A 15895-nucleotide genomic window follows, 5' to 3' on the forward strand; every position below is an offset into this window, starting at 1 on the left:
ATGGTCGAAACGGTTTCGCCGTCGGAGACTGACACCGCCCCGCCCCGGAAGCGCTTTCCGTGGCCCGGCGGCCTGTCGGCGCGCCTGCTGCTGTTCACCGCCATCGTGGTGGCGTTCGGCGGCCTGCTGATCGTTCCGCCGACCCTGGCGGCCTACGAGGAGCAGTGGCTGCTGGACCGCGTGCGGGCCGGCGAACTGGCCTCGACCATCGCCGAATCCGATCCCGAGCTGCGGGTCAGCGACGCGGTCGCCAACCAGATGTTTGACCAGGCCGGGGCCGTCACCGTCGCCGTCCAGGCCGACGGCGCCCGCCGCCTGGTCCTGCCGCCCAAGGAGCCGTTCAAGGTCCCGTATCTGGTCGACCTGCGCCGCCAGAACCCCGGCTCGTGGCTGGCCGCCCCGTTCTTCACCCTGACCAGCCCCAAGGGCAGCATGGTCCGCGTGATGGCCGAGCCGCGCTACCGCAAGGCCGAGTTCGTCGAGGTCGTGCTGCCCGATGCGCCGCTGAAGGCCCAGCTTGTCAGCTATTTCTGGCGCCTTGCCGGGATCACCTTCTTCGTCGCCGCCCTGGCGGGGCTCTTCGTCTACGCCTTCCTGAACATCTTCCTGGTCCGGCCGATGCAGCGCATCACCCGCGCCATGGAAGCCTTCCGCGGCGACCCCGATGACCCGGCCGCCCGCATCGTGGTCTCCAAGCGTCGCGACGAGATCGGCCGCGCCGAGGCCGAGCTGGACCGGATGCAGGCCGACCTGCTGGCCGCCCTATCGTCCAAGGCCCGCCTGGCGGCCCTGGGTGAGGCGGTGGCCAAGATCAATCACGACCTGCGCAACATGCTGACCAGCGCCCAGATGGCCTCCGACCGCCTGGCCGCCCTGGGCGATCCCAAGGTGGCCCAGGCGCTGCCTCGTCTTGAAAGGGCGTTGGACCGCGCCATCACCCTGGCCTCGGACGTCATGGCCTATGGCAAGTCCAAGGAGCCCGCGCCGGTGGTCCGTATCACCCCGCTGCGCCCGGCGCTGGACATGGCCGCCGAGGACGCCGGCCTGACGCCGCAGGGCGTGGCGCTGGAGACCGCCATCGACCCGCGCGCCCAGGTCCAGGCCGACCCGGACCAGCTGCACCGCATTCTCACGAACCTGTTCCGTAACGCCCGGGAGGCCATCGAAGGTGCGCCGGATCGCGGCGGCAAGGGCAAGGTGTTCGTCGAGCTGCGCCGCGCCGAGGGCCACAGCATCCTGCGCCTGTCGGACGACGGCCCCGGCGTGCCCGAGCGGGCGCGGGCCAATCTCTTCCAGCCGTTCGTCGGCTCGGCCCGGCGCGGTGGCACGGGCCTGGGCCTGGCCATCGCCCGCGAGCTGGCCCAGGGTCACGGCGGCGACCTGACCCTGGTGGAAACCGGACCGGGCGGCTCGGTGTTCGATTTGAACCTGGCCGGCGTTCCCGAGGCGCTGCCGGACGCGGATGATCAGGCGGACGCATCCGTCCCCTGAGGGAGGGCTAGATGACCACGACTTGGACCATCGCCGTGAAGATCGGCGCTTCGCCGGACGGCCTGCCGATCCACGAGATCACCGTCGAGGCCCCCGACGCCTCCACCGCCCTGCGCCGCGTCGCCGCGATGGTCGCGGTCGAGGAGGCCGCCGCAGCGGACCTGCTGCAGGACGGCCAGGAAGAGGTCTTCTCCCGCGCCGAGGTGGAGGCAGGCCTGGGTGAACACCAGGCCCGCACCTAGAAGCCCCCTAGAGGCCCTTTGCGACGCCTTCGCGGCGTGGGTCGGCCCCGCCTTCCAGCACGCCATTGGGACGCACGATCACGCCGTGCAGGCCCGAGGTCTCCAGCTGGCCGACCTTCACTTTCACGCCGCGCGCATTCAGCGCGTCCAGCATGGCCGGACCGAAGCGGTCGGCGTCCCCCGAGAAGTTCTCGCCGCGCGCCACCAGGTTGGGCAGCGACACCGCCTCCTGCATGTTCAGGCCCCAGTAGAACAAGCCGACCATGGCTTTCAGATTGTAGGACAGGATCGCATTGCCGCCCGGCGAGCCGACGGCGGCTAGGAACTTGCCCTTCTTGTCCAAGACGATCAGCGGGGCCATCGACGAGCGCGGCCGCTTGCCCGCCGCGATGGCGTTGGCGGCCGGGGCGCCGTCCTTCTCGGTCGGGGTGAACGAGAAGTCGGTCAGCTGGTTGTTGAGGAAGAAGCCGCCCACCATCCGGCCATTGCCGAAGATGCTCTCGACCGTGGTGGTCATCGACACGACGTTGCCCTGCGGATCGGCCACGACCAGGTGGGTGGTGCCGCCCGGCTCCTGGGTCAGGTCGACCCCGACCTTGGGCGCGCCCTTGGGGTGGCCGAACGGCGGCGGCGCGCCGGCGGTGTCGGTGATCAGCTTGGCGCGCTGGGCGACGTACTTCGGGTCCAGCAGGCCGGCGACCGGCACGGTGACGAAGTCGGGATCGCCGACATAGCGGTCGCGGTCGGCGTACATGACGCGCTCGGCCTGGGCCAGCTGGGTCCAGGCGACCGGATCGGTCGGGCCGCGCTTGCCGATGTCGGTGTGCTCCAGCATCTGCAGCGCCTGGATCACCGCCAGGCCCGACGACTGCGGGTTGGGCACGCAGACCTGGTAGACCTTCCACGGCCGGCACAGGGCGGCCGCCTCGCGCGGCTTGTAGGTCTTCAGGTCGGCCAGGCTGATGCTGCCCGGCAGCTCGCCTTCGTGCACGCGGTCGACGATGGCCTGGGCGATCGGGCCTTCGTACATCGCCGACGGGCCCTCGGCCGCGATCCGGCGCAGGGTCTCGGCATAGGCCGGGTTCTTCAGCGTGTCGCCCGCCTGGTAGCGGGTCCCGTCCGGCTTGGTGAAGTACTTGACCGCATCGGGCGCGCCGGCCTGCGGCGAGCGGCCGTTGATCATGCCGGCCAGGCGCGGACTGACCTTGAAGCCGTTGGCGGCCAGGGTCTCGGCGTCCTTGAAGAGGGTATTCCAGGGCGACTTGCCGTGCGCCTTCTGGGCGTGGGCCAGCATGGCCACCGCACCGGGCACGCCGGTCGAACGGCCCGACAGCAGGGCGGTCACGAACGGCAGCGGCTTGCCGTCCGCGCCCATGAACATGTCCGGCCCCGCGCCGCTGGGGGCCTTCTCGCGGCCGTCATAGGCCGTCACCTTGCCGGTCTTGGCGTCGTAGAAGACCATGAACGCGCCGCCGCCCAGGCCCGAGCTCTGCGGCTCGACCAGACTCAGAACCGCCTGGATAGCCACGGCCGCGTCCACCGCCGACCCGCCGTCGCGCAGCACCCGCAGGCCCGCCTCGACCGCCAGCGGATTGGCCGCCGCCACCATGCCCTTGGCGACCGTCGAGGTCGGAGCCGGCTTGGCCGGGACCGCGGCCAGCGGGATCGACTCCGCGCAGGCGGCGACCGGCGCCAGCAGGGCCAGGGTCAGCAGGGATGGGACGAGCAGATGACGCATCGGGGAAGTGTCCTCATGAACAGGCGAGGGCGAGACGACCTGCCCGCCGTCCCGAAAGAGACGATCCATGGACACCAATCATGCGGTGCTGTCACGCCCAGATCCTCTGAAGACGGCCTAACCTGCCCGTCCTGGCTGGGCTTGAGGCACGCCGCTACGCGCGGCCGAACGTTGTTGCGTGAAGTTTTCCACACTTTCCGAAAAACGGGGCTTGCGTCCCCGAAAGGCCCGGGCTATTTCCCCCGCCTCGCCGCAAGGCAGTGCGCGCCCGTAGCTCAGCTGGATAGAGCATCAGACTACGAATCTGAGGGTCGGACGTTCGAATCGTTCCGGGCGCGCCATTTCTCCAAGCATCGTTGAAAACGTTGCAGTTCCGCCGTCTGGGGAACCGCCTCCGGGCGATTGCTACACAAACCAGCTACACAATCACGCGGTCGATCCAGCCCTAACAGCCGGACAACGTTCAAGAAATCGCGCGCGCGACTGTTACACAAAGCCACCCCACATTTTTCGAGTGCACATCGTCAGAAGGGGTAGTCGCTTCTATTATCGACGACGTGTGCCCAGATCGCTGACCGGCATTTTCGGTAAGAAGGAAATTTGGCGGTCGTTGGAGACGGACAGCCCCACGGTCGCCCTACGACGGTCCCACCAGATTGCCGCCGCCATCGAGCGCGACTTCGAGTTGGCCAGTGAGCAAGCAGGTCGCATGGGGGGTGGGGCTGGACGTTGGCGTGGACGGTCTTAACCGGCCGTGAGCAGGGACGCGGAAAAGCGTCCGCGACGTTCTTATAGAGAGAAGAGGTGGACGCCTTTTCCGGCAAGGGATTGGCGCCGGGCAGATTGGACTTGCGGGTCTGATCGCTTGCCGCGATCTGGCGGCGAGCTGCCAGATCGCGGCAAGCGATCAGATCACGCCGTAGGGCCACCGCGTAGCGGCGGCCCGCCGTCGGCAACGACGGTGACAATGTGACGAGCCGACCAACTGGTCGGCGTCGTAGCGAGACGAGACGGCAGCGCCTGTCGGCTCGCCTTTTCTCGCCCCGCTGCTTCCCTCCCGGCTCTTACATCCCCTTGCCCTCATGGCCGCAGGCCCAGCAAGCACGTCGCGGACGGGTTGTTCAGCGTCGCCCTGTCGGCGCTATTGGCGCCAATGGCGCCTGCCCCGGGCGTGACTCAATCACTCGGTTTTGAAACGGGGCTTTCGAGAGCGCCAGATCGAGGCCAGACAACGAGTTCTGGACGGCTTTTACAGACCCGGTTTTGTTACGCACTCATCTCCTACAGGCAGGGGGCGCGGGGGAGCATGGTCAAGCAGACGAAGATGACGCCAGAACGGGCTGCCCGCATTAAGGCGAACAAGCATCTGGAAGGGCTACCGCCGATCAAAACGTCTCTGGCGATCCTCGCTGAGAAAGGAAGCAGCCCGGTCAATCGACAGGCCGTCAATGTCCTGAAGGCCTCTCGCCCGAGCAAGAAGCCGAAGAAGCGGGGATAGCGAACCGAGGCCTTGCCTGTAGGCCGGGCCATAGACATCTGACCCGTCCCGACAACGACCACGGAGACCTCTCCTGAAGCGCGCCGCCCTGTACGTCCGCGTCTCGACCGATCAGCAGACCGTCGAGAACCAGATCATGGCCCTGACCGAGGTCGCCCAAAGGTCTGGATGGACCGTCGTCAAGACCTTCTCCGACGAGGGCATCAGCGGCAGCAAGGGCCGGGACAAGCGGCCGGGCTTCGATGCGCTCCTTAGGGCCGTAGCACGCCGGGAAGTGGACATCGTGAGCGAGGGCGCGCCAATGGCTAGCGGCGGCTGATTTGCCGCTCGTGGGCGGACACCTCCCCCGGTCGCATGATCCTCGCGCAGCGGAAAATCGCATAAAGATATCTTTATATGACTCTTGACGAATGTCTCGCGATGGTGTCGAACGACAATGTCGAGGTTCCCCATCCCAGGCATGGCGATGGGGCTAAGACGGGAAGCCGGTGGTGTCCTTCGGGACAGAGTCCGGCGCTGCCCCCGCAACTGTAAGCGGCGAGTGGCGGGTCCATTTTGTGTCACTGAGCTTTGCACGAGGCTCGGGAAGGCCGGATCCGTCGCGATGACCCGCAAGCCAGGAGACCTGCCTTCGGCGCGATAACGTTCCTCGGACGGGGGTTCCTCCGGCGGATCGCGCTTGAAGCGTGGCTCGTGGCTTAAAACGCCGTCCGGACCTGCCTGCCCTTGCGCGCTCTTCCTATGGCCCCGCCGCCCGGCAAAAGCAGGTGTGTGGCCATGACGACGACGAGCGGATTTACATTCACCCTGAAGAGCACCGTCTTCGACGCGGACTATTGTCCCGCCGACAACACGCGCATCACGACCAACTTCGCCAATCTGGCCCGGGGGGACAGCCGCGAAGAGAACCTGCGCAACACCCTGCGGATGATCGACAACCGCTTCAACGCCCTGGCCCATTGGGACAACCCCGAAGGGGACCGCTACGCCGTCGAGCTGACTATCGTCTCGGTGGAGATGAATGTCGGCGCCGACGGCAAGATCGATGCGTTTCCGCTGATCGAGATCCTTCAGACGACCATCGTCGACAAGAAGACCGGCGAGCGTATCGACGGGATCGTCGGCAACAACTTCTCGTCCTATGTCCGCGACTACGACTTCAGCGTGGTGCTGCTGGACCACCTCAAGGCCCATCCGGGCGCGGGCGCGCCGGAGGGGTTCGGAGACCTGCACGGCAACCTCTTCAAGTCGTTCCTGGAATCCAGCGCCTACAAGGATCGCTTCAAGAAGCCGCCGGTCATCTGTCTGAGCGTATCCAGCAACAAGATCTACCACCGGACCGGCAACGAACACCCCATCCTGGGCCTCGAGTACGAGAACAACGAGTTCTCTCCGACCGACGAGTACTTCGCCAAGATGGGCATGAAGGTTCGCTACTTCATGCCGCGCGACAGCGTCGCGCCGTTCGCCTTCTACCACATCGGCGACTTGCTGGCCGACTACACCAACATCGAGCTGATCAGCACCATCAGCACGATGGAGACCTTCCAGAAGATCTACCGTCCCGAGATCTACAACGCCAATTCCGTGGCCGCGGAACGCTTCAAGCCCAGCCTGAAGAACCAGGACTATTCGCTGACGCGCATCGTCTACGACCGCGAAGAGCGCAGCCGGCTGGCTGTCGAGCAGGGCAAGTTCGCCGAAGAGCGGTTCATCAAGCCGTACCAGGCGGTGCTGGCGCAGTGGTCCGCCCACTTCGCCGCCTGATCCGTCCAAAGTCACAAGGTTCCCCATCATGAAGACGCTGTTGCCCACCTCGACCGCCGGCAGCCTGCCCAAGCCTTCCTGGCTAGCGACGCCCGAGACGCTCTGGTCGCCCTGGAAGCTGGAGGGCGAGGCGCTGGTCGCCGGCAAGCAGGACGCCCTGCGCCTCGCCGTTGACGATCAGGAAAAGGCGGGCATCGATATCGTCGGCGACGGTGAGCAGACGAGGCAGCACTTCGTCACCACCTTCGTCGAACACTTGGACGGGGTCGATTTCGAGAAGCGCGAGACCGTGCGCATCCGCAATCGCTACGACGCGAGCGTGCCGACGGTGGTCGGCGCGGTCTCTCGCCCGAAGTCGGTCTTCGTCGAGGACGCCAAGTTCCTGCGGGCCCAGACCGATCAGCCGATCAAGTGGACCCTGCCGGGTCCCATGACGATGATCGATACGCTGTACGACGCCCACTACAAGAGCCGCGAGAAGCTGGCCTGGGAGTTCGCCAAGATCCTCAATGAGGAAGCCAAGGAGCTGGAAGCGGCCGGCGTCGACATCGTCCAGTTCGACGAGCCGGCGTTCAACGTCTTCTTCGACGAAGCCAACGACTGGGGCATCGCCACGCTGGAGGGAGCGGCCGAGGGGCTGAAGTGCGAGACGGCCGTCCACATCTGCTACGGCTACGGCATCAAGGCCAATACCGACTGGAAGAAGACCCTCGGCGCCGAGTGGCGGCAGTACGAGCAGACCTTCCCCAACCTTCAGAAGTCCACCATCGATATCATCTCGCTGGAGTGCCAGCACTCGCACGTGCCGATGGAGCTGATCGAGCTCGTTCGTGGGAAGAAGGTCATGGTCGGGGCCATCGACGTGGCCACTGACACCGTCGAGACCCCTGAAGAGGTCGCCGACACCCTGCGCAAGGCGCTGCAGTATGTGGACGCCGACAAGCTCTATCCCTGCACCAACTGCGGGATGACGCCCCTGTCGCGTCAGGTGGCGAGAGGCAAGCTGAGTGCCTTGGGCGCCGGCGCGGCGATCGTCCGCAAGGAACTCGAGGCCTGACGGGCCGGAGCCGGTCACGGCGCTATGCGCGGGATCCTTTGTTCCGGACTTCAGATCAGCTCGATGACGCCTCGCGGGTCGGACACCAACTTCTCGACCGGCGCCCAGAGCTTCGAGCAGTCGGCCCAGAAGACCGACGACGCCTTCGTGGTCAACGGTCGCGCGTCGCTGGCCAACTGGCGGGTCGCCGACGGTCAGGACATCACCCTGTCGCTGTGGTCGCGCAACCTGCTGAACGCCGACTACATCTACCGTCGCTCGACGGAAGGTCGTTCGGGTTCAAACGCGATCGGCGACTACGCCCACTTCAACGAGCCGCGCACCTTCGGCCAGGAAGTCAGTCTGAAGTACTAGTCAAGCGCTGCCGGACAAACGAAAGCCGCCGTCGCTGTCAGCGTCGGCGGCTTTTCCCGTTCTGGAAGCGGATCAGGCGCCGCGGCAGTCGGCGCAGAGGCCGTGGGCCTCGATGGTGACGCCGGTCAGGGCGTAGCCGGCCGCGGCCCCGGCGGCGATGATCTCGGCGCTGGCGGCGGGCTCGATCTCACGGGTCGCGCCGCAGCAGTCGCAGATCAGGAAGGCGGCGGCGTGACCGTCGGCCTCCTTGCGGCAGGCGACATAGGCGTTGAGGCTCTCGATCCGATGGGCGAAGCCCTGCTTCTCCAGGAAGTCGAGCGCGCGATAGACGGTCGGCGGCTTGGCGGGGGGGCCTTCGCCGCCGAAGGTCGAGATCAGGTCATAGGCCTTCACCGGCTGGCCGGCTTCCAGCAGCTGTTCCAGCACGCGGCGGCGCGGGGCGGTCAGGCGCTGGTCGGCGGCGACGCAGCGGGCCTCGGCCGCGGCCAGCTCGGCCGCCAGGGCCGCCCCGGCGACGCCGTGATGGTGATGGTCGTGTCCGCAGGAAGTTTCGCCGTGAGCCATGGCCAAGAGGTAGAGGGCCGGACCGTCTCGCGCAAGCTAGAGGAGAGGGCGGGCCAGCACCGCCGCGTCGTCCTGGCAGCGGGCGGCGTCCGGGGCGGGGCCTTTCGCGCGGGCGGCTTCCAATTCAAGCCGGGCCGCGGCCAGGTCGGCCTGGAAGGCCGGCGAGGCCTTCAGGGTCGTGAACAGGTTGCGGGCGTTCTGGGCCCCAGCCTCGACCGAACTCATGTTGTGGACGCCGCAGACCACCCGGCTTTCGCCAAAGGCCTTGGCGCGGGCCAGGATGGCGTCGGCGCGGTCAGGCGCGATCTCGGCCAACAGAAGGCCGACGCTCCAGCCCCAGGTCGAGTGGCCCGACGGATAGTCGGGGGCGATTGACAAACCCAGGCTGCGGTTGATGCAGATCGGGCCGCCTTCGGCCAGGTAGGGGCGGGGGCGACGATACTTCAGCTTGGGGCCACTAACGGCGGGGCGCACGTCGCGGCTCATCCGCAGCAGCAGCCCGGCTAGTTTCGGATTGGCCTGCAGGGTCGGGGTCACGCCCAGCGCGCAGGCATAGCCCTCCAGGACGTTCTCCTCGACATTGTCGGCCTGGGCCAGCGACCAGCGCGGGGTGTCCTTCAGGGCGCGGGTGGCGTGGAAGATCTGGCGATCGCGCTCCGCCAGCGGCGTACCCTTGGCGGGCGGGGGCGGCAGCATGGCCTTGGCGTCATAGGCGCCCTTGGCCAGGTAGCGGCCGCGTTCGGCCTGGATGCCGTGCGGTGCGGTGGCGCAACTGGACAGCGTCAGGGCGGCCAGACCGATCCAGATCGTACGCATGAAAAAGGTCCCCGAACTCGCGTCCGGGGACCCTGCATTTTCAGCTCAGAAGGATCAAGCCTACTTGCCGAACAGCTTGTTCCAGCGCGGCTTCTCGCGGCCCTTCCAGGCTTCGCGGTGATAGGCGTCTGAGGCGATCAGCGGCACCACGGTGGTGGCTTCGGCGAAGACCATCTGTTCGTAGGTGGTCGAGACCTTGCCCCACGAAGCGGCTTCCTTCAGCGTCGACGACGAGCAGGCGCCGTCGCGCACGTCGGCCACCGTGATCTGGACGGCGTACTTGTGCATGTCGGCCTCGACGCCGAGGATCTCGGCGCAGACGACGGTGTCCTGGGCGAAGTTCTTGGGCACGCCGCCGCCGACCATGAACAGGCCCGTGGTGCCGGCCGCGATCTTGATGTCGGTCAGTTCACGGAAGTCCGCGACCGCGTCGATCATCAGATAGGGCTGCTTGGCGGCGATCTTTTCCTTCTGGTGCTTGACCAGGCCGAAGCCGGCCGAGCTGTCGACGAAGGCCGGGCAGAAGATCGGCACGCCTTCTTCATAGGCGGTCTGGATCAGCGAGCCGGGCTTCTTGGCGTTGCCTTCCGACAGCCACTTGCCCATTTCCCAGATGAACTCGCGCGAGCTGTAGGCGCGCGGTTCCAGGCGGTTGCAGATCTCCAGGATCGTGTGATCGCAGTTCTGGAGCTCTTCCTCGTCGATATAGGTGTCGTAGATGCGGTCGATGTAGTTGTCGCGCAGCACGTTGTCATCAACCGGGCCGGCGGCCTGGTAGTGCTTGAAGCCCAGGGCTTCGAAGAAATCCATGTCGACAATGCTGGCGCCGGTGGCGACCACGGCGTCGATCATGCCGGTCTTCACCATGTCGCGGTACACGTGCATGCAGCCGCCGGCCGAGGTCGAACCGGCCAGGATCAGCCAGGGCGAGCAGCCCTTGTCGGCCAGGGCCATGTTGAAGATGTCGGCGGCGCGGGCGGTGTCGCGCGAGCTGAACGACATCTTGCGCATCGAGTCGATGATCGGGCGGGCGTCGAACGACGTGATGTCGATGTGCTCGACCACGTTCTGCAGCAGTTCGGCCTTTTGGTTGTTCGGAACGGGAGCGTTCATGACAGAGAGTCCTCTGAAGGTGAGCGCCCGTCGTGACCCGAAAGCACGCCGGGACGGAGCGACCGGCGAAGGGATTTGGTTCGTTGCGGCGGCTATATAGCCGGTTTGCGAATTTTTTTAAGCGCTTCCAAGAGGGCCGGGATCACAAGCCAGATCGCCAGAAGAAGCGCCAGAATCGAGATCGTGTCGGCTGCCTTCTCCAACGTCGAGCGGACGATGCGGATCCGATAGGTGTGGACCCCTGGTTCGGCCGTGAACGACAGCAGGCGCTCGGGTCCGTAGGGCTCGGCGGTGACTTTCGGATCGGGGCCGTCCTGCACGCGGCCGACCTCCCAGGTCGGGAAGTAGAACTTGCGCAGCACGATCCGGGTCGACTGGGCGGCGTCGACCTGGACCGCCACGCTGCCGTCCGGGAAGGTGTCGGCGGGACCGATCTTGGCCGGGCCCAACGGGGTCGCCAGCGGCATGGCCAGGAGACCGGTGAAGCCGATGGAGTCGGCCGTGAAGCGTGGCGTGGCCGGGTCGAAGCCGGCCGGCAGGTGCTCGTCGGGCGCGCGGCGGATGGCGATGCGGGTGACGACATTAGCGTCGATCTCGCCCGACTGGGCCTCGTGCATGACGATGCCGGGGACCTGCAGGCGATAGCCGCGCTCGATCGGGATCAGGGCCAGCGGGACCAGCACCAGCAGGCGCAGCCAGCGGCCGCTGGCCAGGGCCAGGAACACGGCGGCGATGGCCGCGAACTCCATGCCGACCAGCAGACGGAACGGGAACTGCACCTTGCCCAGCGGACCGACCCAGACCCATGGCAGGGCGTACAGCAGCACGGCCAGCAGCACCGTGGCGCCCAGGGCCAGGGCGTCCTTCATGCGCGGCGACAGGCCCTTGCCGGCCACGGCCAGCATGGCCGCCAGGGCCAGGGCGCCGGTCCCCCACCCCATGAGGGCCATCGACAGGGCGAAGTCTGGGCTGGGCCACAGCGACCACTGGAACAGGGTCCAGCGGTGGGGCTCGTAGACCCCGACCGACATCCACTCCAGCGAGGCGTATTTCTGCATGAAGGCCGCCGGCCCGAGGTAGCTGGCGGCCAGGGCGATGCCCAGGGCGCCGCCGGCGACGCAGCGCAGGAAGGCGGCCTTGCGCTCGCCGACCGGGGCCTGGAACACCAGGTTCAGGCCATAGATCGGCAACAGGGTGATGGAGACCAGCAGCAGCGTGGTCAGGTGCGACAGGATCAGCAGGGCGTAGGCGACGGCGAGGCCGGCGATCCAGGCGCGGGCGCTGGCGGTCGAGCGGGGCGTGGCCGCCGCGCCCTGCAGGCACATGGCCAGCAGCGGCAGCACGATATAGGCGACGGTCTCGCCCATCGAGCCGCGCACGAAATAGTCGACCTGGTGATAGGGCGCGAGGATGTAGGCGACCGCCGCGGCCAGGGCCAGGATCTCACCCGTCTGCCGGCGCAGCCAGGCGAACATGGTCAGGCCCGAGGCCAGGGTCATGTAGAACCCGCCCCACGCGGCGATGTGCGCGTAGGCCAGCTTCGACTCCGAGAAGAAGGCCACGACGGCGGTGATGTAGAAGGCCAGCGGCGGGTAGTAGTAGAACGACGGCGCGCCCATGCCGCCGAACGCGCCGTGCAGCCAGCGCGGCGGGAAGATCCCGCGCTTGAGGGAGTCGTCGAACTCCAGGATCCAGGCCGAGTTGAAGAAGTAGCTGTGGTTCCAGCCCGTGCCCTGCAGCAGCGGCTTGCGCAGCAGGATGAAGCTGAGCAGCACCAGCACGGCCAGGGCGAACGTCCAGCCCAGTTTCTTCTTGGTCAGGAATTCCACGTGCCCCTCCGGTTGAGAGCGCCTTAGGCGAAACTGTCGGCGGTGGAAAGAAAAAGGACCGAAACGCCGGGGCGCTTCGGTCCTTTTGAACTTGCCGGACAGAGGGTCTGTCTAGCGGCGGCGCTTGCGCTTGCCGGCCGCGCCCTTGGGACGCGAGAAGCGCACGATCTTGCGCTCTTCGTTCTCCTGGCGGACCGCCGGGATCGAGCGCTTGGCCAGACCGTACATCGAGGCCATCGGAGCGTCCTGCACTTCCACGGTGTCGGTCTCGCCGAAGCCGTTGAAGCGGGTCGACATCGCCACGCCATAGGCGCCCAGCATGCCGATCTCGATGTAATCGCCCTCGTCCACGCTTTCCGGCAGGTAGAACGGGCCGGGCATGTGGTCGACGCTGTCGCAGGTCGGGCCGTAGAAGCGGAAGGGCTTGAGGCCTTCTTCCACGACTTCGCCCGTCTTGCGGTAGGCCTTGACCGGGAACGGCCACTTCATGTGCGCGGCGTCGAACAGCGAGCCGTACGAGCCGTCGTTCAGATAGAGCGCGTCGCCCTTCTTCAGCTCGACCTTGACCAGCAGCGACGAGGCCTCGGCCACCAGGGCGCGGCCCGGCTCGCACCAGAGTTCGGTGGTCTCGTGGACCATCATCTCGGCGAAGCCGCGGTCGATGGCCGCCAGGTACTCGGAGAGATCCGGCGGGACCATGCCCGGATAGATCGACGGGAAGCCGCCGCCGACGTCGACGACATCGGCCAGCACGCCGGCGCGCACCAGGGCGCGGCTGGCCTGGGCCATCGCGGCTTGGTACGCCGTCGGGCGCATGCACTGGCTGCCGACGTGGAAGCTGACGCCCATCAGGTCCTGGGTGGCGCGACGGGCGGCCAGCAGCAGGGCGGGGGCGTTGTGCATCTCGACGCCGAACTTGCCCGACAGGCTGTACGCCGCGCCCTCGGCCTGCACGCCCATGCGGACGATCAGGTTCAGGTCCTTGGCGTTGCCCGTGGCGTCCAGGATCTTGGCCAGCTCTTCGTGGGTGTCGAACGAGAAGGTCTTCACGCCATGGTCGAAATACGCGGCCGAGATCGCCTTGCGGCTCTTGACCGGGTGCATGAAGGCCATGCGCGAGCCCGGGGCCTCCTGGGCCACCAACTCGATCTCGTTCAGCGACGCGACGTCGAACGACTGCACGCCGGCCTGGGCCAGCTCACGGATCACCCACGGCGAAGGATTGGCCTTCACCGCGTAGAAGACATCGCCTTTAAATTCGGACTGGAACCAGCGCGCAGCTACGGAAACCGCGTCAGGCCGCACGAGTGCGACGGGACGTTCCGGTGACCGCTCACGGACCAGGTCCAGGGGAAGTTGGTACGTGCGCAATTCACGTAACCCCCTGTTGGAAGTTAAACCCAGGCCGGCGTTAGCAGCGTTTTAGAGGACTTCGGGTCCGCCGGAGCGAGCGAAATAGGGTCATTGGACAGGGATGTAAAGACCCTTTTGCGGCTCCGTTTCGGGGTGAATTGCTTCGCCGAACGTCACAATTCCATTGCGAACCGCCCCCAAACCGGAGATCGCATTTCCCAAGCATCGAAACCACGTTAAGGATTCGCCCCGACCATGACGTCGGACCCAGTTCTCTCGATCCGCGCCGCGTCCAAGACCTTCGGGTCGCGACGGGCGCTGGACCAAGTCTCCCTCGACGTGGCGCGAGGCGAGATGATCGCGCTTATCGGCCCCTCGGGCTCCGGGAAATCCACGCTTCTGCGCTCGATCGACGGTCTGCAGACCATCGATGAAGGCGAGGGCGTCATCACCGCGTTTGGCGGTCCCGTCCAGGCCAAGGGCAAGGTGTCAGACCAGGTGCGCAAGGCGCGCATCCGCATCGGCTTCATCGCCCAGCAGTTCAATCTGGTCGGCCGGCTGTCGCTGTTCAGCAACGTGGCCCTGGGGTCGCTGGGCCGCATTCCGTTCCTGTATGGGCTGTTCGGCCGCTGGCCGAGAGAGACCCGCGAGGCGGCCATGGCGGCCCTGCATCGCGTCGGCGTCTCCGACTACGCCGCCCAGCGCGCCAACACCCTGTCGGGCGGCCAGCAGCAGCGCGGCGCCATCGCCCGCGCCCTAGTCCAGAAGGCCAAGATCATCCTGGCCGACGAGCCCGTCGCCTCGCTGGATCCGGTCTCGGCTCGCAAGGTCATGGAGATCCTGCGTGATCTCAATCAAACCGACGGTCTGACCGTCGTCGTAACCCTGCACCAGGTGGACTACGCCCTGCGCTACTGCGACCGGGTCGTGGCCCTGAAGGCCGGCCAGAAGGTCTATGACGGACCGGCCGCCGACCTGAAGCGCGAGAAACTCATCGACATCTACGGCCCGGAATTCGAGGACGTGTTCTGGGAAGGAGCCCCGCAATGATCAGCCGCCGTTCGGCCCTCGCTATCGCCGCCGGTTTCTCGGCCCTGGCCCTGGCCTCATGCGGCCAGAAGGCCGCGACCACGTCCGCCAAGGACACGGTGACCTTCTCCATCCTGTCGACCGAGTCGGCCCAGAACATGGAGAGCTACTGGAAGCCGATCCTGGCCGACATGGAGAAGCAGACCGGCCTCAAGGTGAAGCCGTTCTTCTCGTCGAACTATTCGTCGCTGATCGTGGCCATGGGCGCCAAGCAGACCGACCTGGGCTGGTTCTCGAACCAGTCGGGCCTGGAAGCCGTGCGCCGCTCGGGCGGCGAGGTGTTCGCCCGCACCTTCGACCCGTCGGGCACCGACGGCTACAAGTCGGTGATCATCGTCCCGGCCGACAGCAGGCTGACCCTGGAAGGCCTGCTCAAGTGCGACAAGACGCTGAACTTCGGCATCGGCGACAAGAAGTCGACCTCGGGCACCCTGGCGCCGATGACCTATGTGTTCATCCCGGCCGGCAAGAAGCCCGAGACCTGCTTCAAGACCGTGCTCAGCGCCAGCCATGACGCCAACCTGGCGGCCGTGGCCAACCACAAGCTGGACGCCTCGACCAACAACTCGACCGCCCTGCGCCTGAACGCCGAGCGCAGCGACAACAAGACCTCGAAGGTCAAGGTGATCTGGGAGTCGCCGACCCTGCCGGAGGATCCGATCGTCTGGCGCAAGGACCTCGATCCGGTCGTGAAGGAGAAGCTGCGCCAGTTCTTCCTGACCTACGGCCAGGGCGACACGCCGCAGGCGGCCCAGCAACGCGAACATCTGGCGCGCCTGTCGATGGGCGGCTTCAAGCCGGCTGACAACAGCCACCTACTGGTGGTGCGCGAGATGGAGGCGCTGGAGCAGCTGGGCCTGGCCAAGGAGACGGGAGACCAGGTCAAGATCGCCGCCGCCCAGAAGACCCTGGATGGCATCAAGGCCGAGCGCGTCGCCGCCGAGGGCAAGGCCGGTCTGCCGGCTCCGGCCGCCGACTGAGACC

Annotated in this window: 15 protein-coding genes, 1 tRNA gene and 1 riboswitch; of the genes, 10 read left to right on the top strand and 6 right to left on the bottom strand. The window is 66.8% G+C overall.

Annotation, left to right across the window (positions count from 1 at the left end; translation table 11 throughout):
- Together ABDW31_RS18425 and ABDW31_RS18430 are read left to right on the top strand one after the other, a co-directional pair.
- Nucleotides 1–1491: a HAMP domain-containing sensor histidine kinase gene (locus ABDW31_RS18425; protein WP_343699363.1), complete on the top strand. Its 1491-nt coding sequence runs from the start codon at nucleotides 1–3 to the stop codon at nucleotides 1489–1491.
- An 11-nt stretch (nucleotides 1492–1502) separates the two neighbouring features.
- Nucleotides 1503–1733, top strand: coding sequence for a hypothetical protein (locus ABDW31_RS18430; RefSeq protein WP_343699364.1), 231 nt, complete (start codon nucleotides 1503–1505; stop codon nucleotides 1731–1733).
- A 7-nt stretch (nucleotides 1734–1740) separates the two neighbouring features.
- Here ABDW31_RS18430 and ggt read toward each other — a convergent pair whose 3' ends face one another.
- On the bottom strand, nucleotides 1741–3471 hold the full coding sequence (gene ggt, locus ABDW31_RS18435) for a gamma-glutamyltransferase (protein WP_343699365.1): 1731 nt from the start codon (nucleotides 3469–3471) through the stop codon (nucleotides 1741–1743).
- 264 nt (nucleotides 3472–3735) lie between these two features.
- Between ggt and ABDW31_RS18440 the strand changes: the two genes are divergently transcribed.
- The 6 genes from ABDW31_RS18440 to ABDW31_RS18465 all read left to right on the top strand — a co-directional run bounded on the left by ABDW31_RS18440 (nucleotide 3736) and on the right by ABDW31_RS18465 (nucleotide 8147).
- A tRNA-Arg gene (locus tag ABDW31_RS18440) sits at nucleotides 3736–3812 on the top strand.
- Between the two features lie 965 nt (nucleotides 3813–4777).
- Nucleotides 4778–4969 carry a hypothetical protein gene (locus ABDW31_RS18445; protein ID WP_343699366.1) on the top strand — a complete coding sequence of 64 codons (192 nt, stop codon included), beginning with the start codon at nucleotides 4778–4780 and terminating at the stop codon, nucleotides 4967–4969.
- A gap of 88 nt (nucleotides 4970–5057) precedes the next feature.
- Nucleotides 5058–5288, top strand: a complete 231-nt coding sequence (locus ABDW31_RS18450) for a recombinase family protein (protein WP_343699423.1) — start codon at nucleotides 5058–5060, stop codon at nucleotides 5286–5288.
- Between the two features lie 106 nt (nucleotides 5289–5394).
- A riboswitch (cobalamin riboswitch) is annotated at nucleotides 5395–5617 on the top strand.
- Nucleotides 5618–5746: 129 nt separating this feature from the next.
- Nucleotides 5747–6736 (top strand): DUF1852 domain-containing protein, encoded by a 990-nt coding sequence (locus tag ABDW31_RS18455; protein WP_184723122.1) that lies wholly within the window; start codon nucleotides 5747–5749, stop codon nucleotides 6734–6736.
- A 28-nt stretch (nucleotides 6737–6764) separates the two neighbouring features.
- Nucleotides 6765–7793, top strand: coding sequence for a methionine synthase (locus ABDW31_RS18460; RefSeq protein WP_343699367.1), 1029 nt, complete (start codon nucleotides 6765–6767; stop codon nucleotides 7791–7793).
- Nucleotides 7794–7856: 63 nt separating this feature from the next.
- Nucleotides 7857–8147 (top strand): hypothetical protein, encoded by a 291-nt coding sequence (locus ABDW31_RS18465; RefSeq protein WP_343699368.1) that lies wholly within the window; start codon nucleotides 7857–7859, stop codon nucleotides 8145–8147.
- A 72-nt stretch (nucleotides 8148–8219) separates the two neighbouring features.
- Here ABDW31_RS18465 and ABDW31_RS18470 read toward each other — a convergent pair whose 3' ends face one another.
- The 5 genes from ABDW31_RS18470 to ABDW31_RS18490 form a co-directional block, all read right to left on the bottom strand.
- Nucleotides 8220–8711 (bottom strand): Fur family transcriptional regulator, encoded by a 492-nt coding sequence (locus ABDW31_RS18470; protein WP_184723113.1) that lies wholly within the window; start codon nucleotides 8709–8711, stop codon nucleotides 8220–8222.
- A 36-nt stretch (nucleotides 8712–8747) separates the two neighbouring features.
- Nucleotides 8748–9527, bottom strand: a complete 780-nt coding sequence (locus tag ABDW31_RS18475) for a phosphatase PAP2 family protein (RefSeq protein WP_343699369.1) — start codon at nucleotides 9525–9527, stop codon at nucleotides 8748–8750.
- A gap of 60 nt (nucleotides 9528–9587) precedes the next feature.
- A complete protein-coding gene (locus ABDW31_RS18480; protein WP_184723107.1) occupies nucleotides 9588–10640 on the bottom strand; it encodes a deoxyhypusine synthase in 1053 nt (350 codons plus the stop codon).
- A 92-nt stretch (nucleotides 10641–10732) separates the two neighbouring features.
- Complete coding sequence (locus ABDW31_RS18485) at nucleotides 10733–12469, bottom strand: 6-pyruvoyl-tetrahydropterin synthase-related protein (protein WP_343699370.1); 1737 nt, start codon at nucleotides 12467–12469, stop codon at nucleotides 10733–10735.
- A gap of 111 nt (nucleotides 12470–12580) precedes the next feature.
- Entirely contained in the window at nucleotides 12581–13840 is a 1260-nt protein-coding gene (locus ABDW31_RS18490; RefSeq protein WP_343699371.1) for a type III PLP-dependent enzyme, read from the bottom strand.
- Nucleotides 13841–14077: 237 nt separating this feature from the next.
- Here ABDW31_RS18490 and phnC point away from each other — a divergent pair, with 237 nt between their 5' ends.
- Nucleotides 14078–14872, top strand: a complete 795-nt coding sequence (gene phnC / locus ABDW31_RS18495; RefSeq protein WP_184723098.1) for a phosphonate ABC transporter ATP-binding protein — start codon at nucleotides 14078–14080, stop codon at nucleotides 14870–14872.
- Nucleotides 14869–15891, top strand: a complete 1023-nt coding sequence (gene phnD / locus ABDW31_RS18500) for a phosphate/phosphite/phosphonate ABC transporter substrate-binding protein (protein WP_343699372.1) — start codon at nucleotides 14869–14871, stop codon at nucleotides 15889–15891. The genes phnC and phnD overlap by 4 nt, the downstream gene beginning before the upstream one ends.
- Nucleotides 15892–15895 lie beyond the last annotated feature (4 nt).

Source organism: Caulobacter sp. (assembly GCF_039596335.1).
Classification (GTDB): Bacteria; Pseudomonadota; Alphaproteobacteria; order Caulobacterales; family Caulobacteraceae; genus Caulobacter.